Source organism: Pseudomonas nitroreducens, from assembly GCF_014204515.1.
Classification (GTDB): Bacteria; Pseudomonadota; Gammaproteobacteria; order Pseudomonadales; family Pseudomonadaceae; genus Pseudomonas; species Pseudomonas nitritireducens_A.
In genome coordinates, this window is record NZ_JACHLI010000042.1 from 40,134 (window position 1) to 49,270 (window position 9,137).

At 66.4% G+C, this 9,137-nt stretch carries 9 protein-coding genes; 7 read left to right on the plus strand and 2 right to left on the minus strand.

All coding sequences use genetic code 11. The annotated features are described in order from the left end of the window. Window positions 1–18 precede the first annotated feature (18 nt). The 7 genes from HNP46_RS31940 (at window position 19) to HNP46_RS31970 (ending at window position 8,389) form a co-directional block, all read left to right on the plus strand. Entirely contained in the window at window positions 19–897 is an 879-nt protein-coding gene (locus HNP46_RS31940; RefSeq protein WP_184597177.1) for an oxygenase MpaB family protein, read from the plus strand. 99 nt (window positions 898–996) lie between these two features. Then, window positions 997–2,175, plus strand: coding sequence for an acetyl-CoA C-acetyltransferase (locus HNP46_RS31945; RefSeq protein WP_184597179.1), 1,179 nt, complete (start codon window positions 997–999; stop codon window positions 2,173–2,175). Between the two features lie 191 nt (window positions 2,176–2,366). Beyond that, complete coding sequence (locus HNP46_RS31950; protein ID WP_184597181.1) at window positions 2,367–2,981, plus strand: response regulator transcription factor; 615 nt, start codon at window positions 2,367–2,369, stop codon at window positions 2,979–2,981. A gap of 100 nt (window positions 2,982–3,081) precedes the next feature. Next, window positions 3,082–6,231, plus strand: coding sequence for a DUF748 domain-containing protein (locus HNP46_RS31955; RefSeq protein ID WP_184597183.1), 3,150 nt, complete (start codon window positions 3,082–3,084; stop codon window positions 6,229–6,231). Between the two features lie 11 nt (window positions 6,232–6,242). Beyond that, window positions 6,243–6,533 carry a DUF2845 domain-containing protein gene (locus tag HNP46_RS31960; protein WP_184597185.1) on the plus strand — a complete coding sequence of 97 codons (291 nt, stop codon included), beginning with the start codon at window positions 6,243–6,245 and terminating at the stop codon, window positions 6,531–6,533. Beyond that, complete coding sequence (locus tag HNP46_RS31965) at window positions 6,530–6,853, plus strand: DUF2845 domain-containing protein (RefSeq protein WP_409372479.1); 324 nt, start codon at window positions 6,530–6,532, stop codon at window positions 6,851–6,853. Before HNP46_RS31960 ends, HNP46_RS31965 begins: the two co-directional genes overlap by 4 nt. A gap of 81 nt (window positions 6,854–6,934) precedes the next feature. After that, window positions 6,935–8,389, plus strand: coding sequence for a rhomboid family intramembrane serine protease (locus HNP46_RS31970; protein WP_184597188.1), 1,455 nt, complete (start codon window positions 6,935–6,937; stop codon window positions 8,387–8,389). Between the two features lie 76 nt (window positions 8,390–8,465). Here the strand turns inward: HNP46_RS31970 and HNP46_RS31975 are convergent, their stop codons facing one another. Next, window positions 8,466–8,663, minus strand: a complete 198-nt coding sequence (locus tag HNP46_RS31975) for a CsbD family protein (RefSeq protein WP_184597190.1) — start codon at window positions 8,661–8,663, stop codon at window positions 8,466–8,468. A gap of 43 nt (window positions 8,664–8,706) precedes the next feature. Then, on the minus strand, window positions 8,707–9,096 hold the full coding sequence (locus HNP46_RS31980) for a BON domain-containing protein (RefSeq protein WP_184597194.1): 390 nt from the start codon (window positions 9,094–9,096) through the stop codon (window positions 8,707–8,709). Between the last annotated feature and the right edge of the window lie 41 nt (window positions 9,097–9,137).

The following is a 9,137-nucleotide window of genomic DNA, read 5'->3' on the forward strand; positions in this document are numbered from 1 at the left end:
AGGCTTGCAGCTCGCCCCATGGAAACCGTTCGCCGTCATATCGAAAGCCAGGTCCTGAGCCTGACCGGCCTCGCCCTGGGCGGGGTCGATTTCGAATCGCCCAAGGGTGATCCCGGCCTGTTCGGCCCCGACTCCGTCAGCTGGAAAGTCCATGGCGACTTCAGCTCGATGCTGATCGGCGGCATCAGCGCCCTGCTCCTGCAGATGCTCCACCCGGGCGCCCTGGGCGGCGTCTGGGACCACTCCAATTTCCGCGCCGACATGCTCGGCCGCCTGCGCCGCACCGGCCAGTTCATCTCCGCTACCACCTACGGCTCGACGGGCGACGCGCAGAAGCTGATCGAGCGCGTCCGGCGTATCCACGACAGCGTGCAGGGCACCCTGCCCGACGGCGCCTCCTACTCCGCCAACGATCCGGACCTGCTCACCTGGGTCCACGTCGCCGAAGTCAGCTGCTTCCTCGCCTCGCACCTGCGCTACCTCAATCCCGATCTCAGTGGCGAGGAGCAGGACCGCTATTACGACGAGATCGCCCTGATTGCCGAACGGCTCGGCGCGCGCGATGTGCCGCGCTCGCGGGCGGAGGTCGCCGCCTACCTGCAGCGCATGCGCCCGCAGCTGCGCTACGACGAGCGCACCCGGGAAGTGGTCAGCGTGCTGTTCAATGCACCGGCGCCGAGCTTCCTCGCCAAGCCCTTCGGCATGCTGATGATGCGCGCCGGCATCGACCTGCTGCCGGACTGGGCGGCCGACCAGTTGGGCCTCAGCCTGGGCAGCCTGCAGCGCCAGCTGATCCGTTCCAGCGTGAAACGCAGCGTGCCGCTGCTGCGCTGGGCGGTACGCAATGGCTCGCTGCACCGCGCGCGCCGGCGCATGGGCCTGCCAGCGCTGCGCTAGCGCGTGACCACCCGGTTCGGAGTGTGGTGAGACCGCGGCAGCCTGTGCAACCATGGGCCTTCGCTGCGGCCCCGCCGCTCCAGCCAGAGGATTCGTGTCATGCAAGAAGTCGTCATCGTCGCCGCCACCCGTACCGCCATCGGCAGCTTCCAGGGCTCGCTGTCGGCACTGCCGGCCCACGAGCTGGGCGCTGCGGTGATCCGCAGCCTGCTGCAGCAGACCGGCCTGGACCCGGCACGGGTCGACGAAGTGATTCTCGGCCAGACCCTCACCGCCGGCGCCGGCCAGAACCCGGCGCGCCAGGCTTCCATCGCCGCCGGCCTGCCCAGCAGCGTGCCCGCCATGACGGTGAACAAGGTCTGCGGCTCAGGTCTCAAGGCCCTGCATCTGGCAGCCCAGGCGATCCGCTGTGGCGACGCCGACATCGTCATCGCCGGCGGCCAGGAAAGCATGAGCCTCGCCCCCTACGTCATGCCCGGCGCCCGCACCGGCCTGCGCATGGGCCACGCCAGGCTGATCGACAGCATGATCCAGGACGGCCTGTGGGACGCCTTCAACGACTACCACATGGGCATCACCGCCGAGAACCTGGTGGAAAAGTACGGCATCAGCCGCGAGGAGCAGGACGCCTTCGCCGCCGAGTCCCAGCGCAAGGCCGCCGAAGCCATCGCCGCCGGCCGCTTCCAGGCCGAGATCACTGCCATCGAGATTCCCCAGCGCAAGGGCGAGCCCCTGCGCTTCGACACCGACGAGCAACCGCGCGCCGGCACCACCGACGAGTCCCTGGGCAAGCTCAAGCCGGCGTTCAAGAAGGATGGCAGCGTCACCGCCGGCAACGCCTCCACCCTCAATGACGGTGCCGCCGCAGTCCTGCTGATGAGCGCGACCAAGGCCGCCGAACTGGGCCTGCCGGTGCTGGCGCGGATCGCCGCCTACGCCAACGCCGGCGTCGACCCGGCGATCATGGGCATCGGCCCGGTGTCCGCCACCCGGCGCTGCCTGGAGAAGGCCGGCTGGCAGCTCGCCGACCTGGACCTGATCGAAGCCAACGAAGCCTTCGCCGCCCAGGCCCTGTCGGTGGGCAAGGAGCTGGGCTGGGACGCCGCGAAGGTCAATGTGAACGGCGGTGCCATCGCCCTCGGCCACCCGATCGGCGCCTCGGGCTGCCGCGTGCTGGTCACCCTGCTCCACGAGATGCTCCGTCGCGATGCGAAAAAAGGCCTCGCAACGCTCTGCATCGGCGGTGGCCAGGGCGTCGCCCTGGCCCTGCAACGCTGACTGCATCAGGCTTGCTGCGCAGAGTTGCCGGGGCACGGCAAGTCTGCGGGCACGCTGAGGACCAGTTCCCCTGCGAAATTGATGCCCCTCAAACTTTGCTTCCTACGCATAGGAATATTCCGTATCGAGTTGAACAGGTGGTCTATCTTCAAGATCAATGCGCGCAAATGTACTGACTCAGGGAGTTGACTATGAAAAAGCGTGTGGTGCTGATCGAGGACCACCCCGCGATGCGTTTGGCGATCCGTTCGCTGCTCGAACAGGATTCGCAGTTCGACGTGGTTCGGGAAGCCGACGATGGCCACAGCGGATTGGACGCCGTTCGCAAGGAGCGTCCCGACCTGGTGATCCTGGACCTCAACCTGCCGGGCATGGATGGGCTCGACCTGCTGGCGCGTATCCACATCTTCGACGAGAACATCCGCCTGCTGGTGCTCAGTTCGCAGGATGAACGCCTGTACTCGAGCAAGGTCGAAGCCGCGGGCGCCCACGGGTTCGTCAGCAAGAACAAGGACACCAGTGCCATTCTCAATGCGGCACGCATGCTGGTTTCCGGTTATCGCTGCTTCCCCGAGAAGGCGCTGAGCATCGACAAGAATGCCGATCCGGTTTCCAGCCTGACACCGCGCGAGCTGGTGGTGCTGCGCAGCCTGGTGCGGGGCATGAGCAACAAGGACATCGCCGAGGAACTGTTCCTCAGCCAGAAGACGGTCAGTACCTACAAGACCCGTATCCTGGAGAAGCTCAACCTCGACAGCCTGGTCGATCTCGTGGAGTTCGCCCGTACCCATCGCCTGAATGATTGACCGATCCCCCTGAAGCGAGCGCCCCGGGACGGCAATCGGATCGAAGAAGCCCAGCCGTGCCATACTTTCCCGGCACGTCCAGACGGAAACGACACTCGCCATGCCCAAAGGATTGAAACGCGCTCTCGGCGCGCTGCTGCTGCTCTTTCTCTTCTATTGCCTGCTGGGCTTCCTGATCATTCCCGGCATCGGCCTGCGCGTGGCCAACCAGCAACTGGCGAATTACGCGAGCGTGCCGGCCCGTCTGGAGCGCATCGAGTTCAATCCCTTCAGCCTGGAGCTGACCCTCTGGGGGCTGCACCTGGGCCAGGACGGCCAGGAGCAGGTGCGCTTCCAGCGCCTGTACGCCAACCTGGAACTGGACAGCCTGTGGCAGCGCAGGCTGCACCTGGCCGACGTCGAACTGGACGCGCCGCACACCGAACTGGTGTTCGCCGAGAACGGCACGCTCAACCTGAGCCGCCTGTTCAACCTGCCGCCCAGCGAGCCCGCCCCGGCCCAGGAGGAGCCGAGCCAGCCGTTCCCCCTGCGCATCGATCGCATTCGCCTGGCCGAAGGCAGCCTGCACTTCCTCGACCGCCGCCCCAGCGAGCCGGTGGAATTCGTCTTCGACCCACTGGGCTTCGAACTGCACAACCTCAGCACGCTGCCCGACGACGGCGCCGAGATGACCCTGGTCGCCACCGGCCCCCACGGCGGCAAGCTCGACTGGAAGGGCGACCTGAGCATCGTGCCGTTCACCTCCAAGGGCAGCATCACCCTCCAGGGCGTGCCGCTGAAGGCCTGGTGGCCCTACGTTCGCGACAACGCCCCGCTGAACCTGAACAACGGCATGCTCAGCCTGTCCTCCGACTACCACCTGGACCTCTCCAAGGACACCCAGCTGCTGCTGGACAAGGCAGCCATCAAGCTGCGCGACCTCGACCTCAGCTCGCCGCAGGGCAAGCCGCTGGCCAAGCTGGCCAGCCTGGACGTGGCGCAGGCCACCCTGGACCTGGCCAAGCAGGAAGTGGTGGTCGGCCAGATCCGCAGCCAGGGCCTGGAAGCCTGGGCCGCGCGGGAGAAGGACGGCCAGCTGGACTGGCAGAAACTGTTCGCCGACTTCAAGCCTTACAAGCGCCCGGAAGAACCCTCGCCCCAGGCGCAGGCAAAACCGGCTGACACACCCCAAGCCGCCACCAGCGCGCCGCAGCCGGCCGACAAGGCAGCGAGCGAGCCGGTTGCGGACAGCAAGCCCGAAGCCGCCGCCAAGCCGGCCGAGGACAAGCCTGCCGAGCCGAGCAAGGCACCCGAAGCGGTCGCCGCCAAGTCCGAGCCGGCCAGCCCCGCTGAGCCCGCCAAGGCCCCGCCGACCGCACAGGCCCCCGCGCCTGCCAAGGACGCCGCTCCCGCCGAGCCGGCCAAGCCCTGGCATGTCGTCCTGCGCGACACCCAGCTGCGCGGCTACAAGGCCCACCTGGCCGACCGCGCCCCCGCCAAGCCGGTCAACCTGGAAGTCGGCCCGCTGGACCTGGACCTGCAGAACCTCGACAGCGGCCTGACCTCGCCCCTGCAACTCAAGCTCAAGACCGGCCTGGGACCGCGCGGGCAGATCGAAGCCAGCGGCCAGGTCACCCCCAGCCCGGTCAGTGCGAAGCTGAAGGTCGCGACCCGCGACATCGACCTGCGCGTCGCCCAGGCGTACATCGACCCGTTCATCCGCCTGGAGCTGCGCAGCGGCATGCTCTCCAGCGACCTCGACGTCGACCTCAAGGGCACCGAGCCGCTGGCCTTCGGCGTCAACGGCAGCGCCCAGGTGACCCAGCTGCATACCCTGGACACCCTGAAGAACCGCGACTTCGTCAAATGGACCAAGCTGACCCTCGACGGCCTGGCCTACAAGCACGGCGACAGCCTGGTGATCCAGACCGTGTCGCTGGAAGAGCCCTATGCACGCTTCATCATCAACGAGGACCGCAGCACCAACGTCAGCGAGCTGATCATCCCGCAGCCCGAATCCGCCTCGGCCCCGGCGAAAGGCAGCAGTTCGAGCGGCGGCAGCAAGCCGCTGGGCATCCGTATCGGCGGGGTGAAGATCAACAACGGCTCGGCCAACTTCGCCGACCTCACCCTGCGCCCGGACTTCGCCACCGCCATTCAGCAACTGGCCGGTGAGATCGGCACCATCGACAACCGCAACCCCTCGCCCGCCTCGGTGGACATCAAGGGCAAGGTCGACAAGTACGCCCCGGTGACCATCAAGGGCAGCCTCAACCCCTTCTCGCCGCTGGAGAAGCTGGACATCGCCACCAGCTTCAAGCGCGTCGAGCTGACCACGCTCACGCCCTACTCCGGCAAGTTCGCCGGCTACCGCATCCGCAAGGGCCGGCTGAACCTGGACCTGCACTACCAGATCACCCAGGGCAAGCTCAAAGCCGACAACAAGGTGCTGGTGGAACACCTGCAGCTGGGTGAGAAGGTCGACAGCCCCGACGCCGTGGACCTGCCGGTGAAACTGGCGATCGCCCTGCTCAAGGACGCCAACGGCAACATCGATATCCAGCTGCCGGTGGAAGGCGACCTGAACAACCCGCAGTTCAGCGTCATGCCCATCGTCTGGCAGACCCTGCGCAATCTGGTGGTGCGCGCCGTGCAGGCGCCGTTCAACTTCATCGCCGGCCTGGCCAGCGGTGGCGGCGGGCCGGACCTGAGCAACGTGGTGTTCGCCCCCGGCTCCAGCGAACTGGATGGCAGCGCCCAGGGCAACCTGGACAAGCTCTCCGCCGCACTCAAGCAGCGCCCGGCGCTGAAACTGGAAGTCGAAGGCGTCGCCGCGGCCGCCAGCGACGGTCCGCTGCTGGCCGACAAGCGCCTGCAGCAGGAATACCAGAAGAACTACTACAGCATGTTGCAGCGACGCGGCGACAAGGTGCCCAGCGACGCCAGCCAGCTGGAGGTGCCCGAGGACCTGCAGCCGATCCTGCTCGAAGGCGTCTACCGCGCCCGGCTGAAGAAGCAGCCGCCGGCAGAGTGGCAGGAACTGAGCAAGGACGAGCGTTCGGCGAAGATGCGCCAGGCCGTGCTCGACTCCTGGAGCGACAGCCAGTTGCTGCTGCGCAAGCTCGGCCAGGAACGCGCCACCCAGATCAAGGACTATCTGGTCACCAAGGGCGGCCTGGGTGACGACCGTATCTACCTCATCGACGTCAGCTTCGGCGAAGCGGAGAATGGTGGCAAAGTGGCCACCCAGCTCCACCTCGACAGCGAATAAGGAGTCGTTCGATGAAAGCCCTGACCTGGACGTCCTGCGCCCTGCTGCTCTGCGCAGCGGGCGCCCAGGCGGAAAGCATGCGTTGCGGCAGTTCCCTGATCAATGCCGGCGACCGCGCCTGGGAGGTCGAGCAGAAGTGCGGCGCGCCGGATCACCGCGATGAAGTCGGTTACACCCTCGGCGGCTACGACCGCCGCGAGTACCGCGTCGAGGAATGGGTCTACGGTCCGCGCAACGGCACCAGCTACATCCTCACCTTCGAAGCCAACAAGCTCAAAAGTATCGAGTTCAAACGCAATTGAAGACGACCCTCGCGTGGCGCCTGGCAGCATTCCTGCTGCCGCTCTGCCTCATCGCCCTCGATACCCAGGCCGCCAGCCTGCGCTGCAACAGCCGGCTGATCAGCACCGGCGACGTCAGCAGCGATGTGCTCAGCCGCTGTGGCGAGCCGGTCAGCCGCTCCTTCCTCGGCTACAAGCAGGTGCCCGGTCAGCGCTACGGCGAATCCATGGAAGTCGCCGTGGAGGAATGGATCTACGGCCCCTGGAGCGGCATGCTGTATTTCGTGCGCTTCGAGGGCAACCGCCTGAGCGACATCCAGAGCAAGCGCAGCGGCAACTGACAGCCGTACTGGCGAGATGCTAGTCTCGCCGCCTGCCACGCCGTCAGGCACCCAAGCCATTCGGGCCAAGGACAGGTCATCATGGTCATAGTCCCCGCCGAGCATCCGCTGGACTGGAAGAAACCTCCGGTCATCACGCTGCTGCTCATCGTCCTCAACGTACTGATCTATTTCGGCTACCAGGGTGGCGACAACAGCCGCCGCGAAGAGGCCGTGCGCATCTACCTCGACCAGGACCTGCTCGGCCGCGAGCGCCCGCTGTTCAGCGCCTCGCTGGAGCGCCGCGACCGGCTGGAAACGAACCAGCAGCGCGCCCTGGAAGCCCTGCCCCGCCAACAACTGGCCTGGCTGCTGCTCTCGGACCTCGAGTTCGGCCACGAGCTTCGGGCCCTGCCCGCCTTCCAGCAGGACGCCAACTGGCAGGCCGCGCGCCTGAAAGCCGAAGCGGCCCGCGACCTGACCAGCAGCCTGCGCTTCGGCTTCATCCCCGAGCGCTTCAGCGTGCAGGGCCTGATCGGCTCGATGTTCCTCCATGGCAGCTTCTGGCACCTGGCCGGCAACATGGTGTTCCTGTTCATCTTCGGCTTCGCCCTGGAAGCCGCGCTGGGAAGGGCGCTGTACCTGAGCCTGTACCTGCTCAGCGGGCTCGGCTCCGGGCTGCTGTGGTGGGCGCTGGATCCCTCCTGGGTGCCGGGCATCGGCGCATCGGGCGCCATCTCCGGCCTGATGGGCATGTACATCGGCGTCTACGGCCTGCGGCGCATCCGCTTCTTCTACTGGCTGGGACCGCTGCTGGGCTACTTCCGCGCACCGGCGCTATGGATCCTGCCCCTGTGGCTGGGCAAGGAGCTGTACGGGCTGCTGCGCGCCGCCGACCACGTGAACTATTACGCCCACATCGGCGGGCTGGTCTCGGGCTTCCTGGCGGTCTGGCTGCCCCGCCAGCTGGGGCGGATGCCGGTGGACGAAGCGTACCTGGCCAAGGAAGATCCCGAAGCGCCGTTCAAACGCGCCCTGGCTGCGCTGGACGAGCAGATCGGCCGCTTCGCCCTCGACCAGGCGGCAAGCCGCGGGCCGGAACTGCTGCGGCAGTTCCCAGGCCAGCCGGTGCTGGTGGAACGCCTTTATGGCGTCGCCAAGGGCCGCCAGGACCGGGCCTTGATGAGCGAAACGCTGAAGCAATTGTTCGCCCTGCCACCTTCGCCAGCGGCCGATGCGCTGCTGCGTCGATTGGCAGAGGAAAGCGCCGCCGGCGATGCGGGCCTGCTCACGCATCCGGCGATCCAGTTGCACCTGCTGCGCAAGCTGCTGCAACGCAACGAGTCTGCCCTGGCACTGAACTGCTGGCGGCGCCTGGCCCGTTCGGGGCAGTTACCGGAGCCGCTGCCCGCCCTCACCTTGCAACTGGCCAAGCAGATCGGCCCGCGCCAGGACTTGCAGGGCGTGCGCGAGCTGTCGCGGTTCCTGCGCCAGCACTACCCGCAGGCCGAACCCACCCAGCAACTGACGATCTACCAGCAGCACCTGGCGCCCTGAACCGATCCTGAATCATCCGCCCATGAAAAAGCCCCGCCGGCGAGCCGGCGGGGCTTGGGTCATCCGTGAGCGGGCGCTACAGACGGCGGCTGAAGTCTTTGACTTCTTCTTCCGCTTTTTCGCGGGTCCAGCCGTAGCGCTCCTGCAGTTTACCTACCAGGTATTCGGCGTGTCCGTCGGCCGCCTGCAGGTCATCGTCGGTGAGCTTGCCCCACTTTTCCTTGAGCGTGCCGGACAGCTGCTTCCACTTGCCTTTGATGACGTCAGTGTTCATGGCGATCCTCCTCTGAAGGTTGCTGGGATTGGGCGCAGGCCCCTTACTCGACCGACTTCAGGCCATCGGCGGAGACCGCAGTCACGCCCTTGATGCCCTTGGTGGTCTGGATGGCCAGTTCCTTCTCGGCGTCGGTCTTGACGTTACCGGAGAGGGAAACCACACCCTTGTTGGTTTCGACCTTGATGTTGGTGCCGCTGATGTCTTTGTTGGCAATCAGCGAAGACTTCACTTTGCTGGTGATCCAGGTGTCGGAAACCGCCTCTTCGGTTTTCTGAACTGTCTCATTGGCGGCCAGAGTCGTCGGCTGGGCGAACACCGAGTTGGCGAACGAGAAGCTCAGGGCGGTTGCGGTGGCAGCGGCAAGAGCCAGTTTGTTGGTAAGCGCGTGAAAATCGGCGTCCTGGGTGCCTGACCCCGCAGTTGAGACTATTGCGTCCGCAACTTTTCTTGCGGACGCAAGCATGACCACCG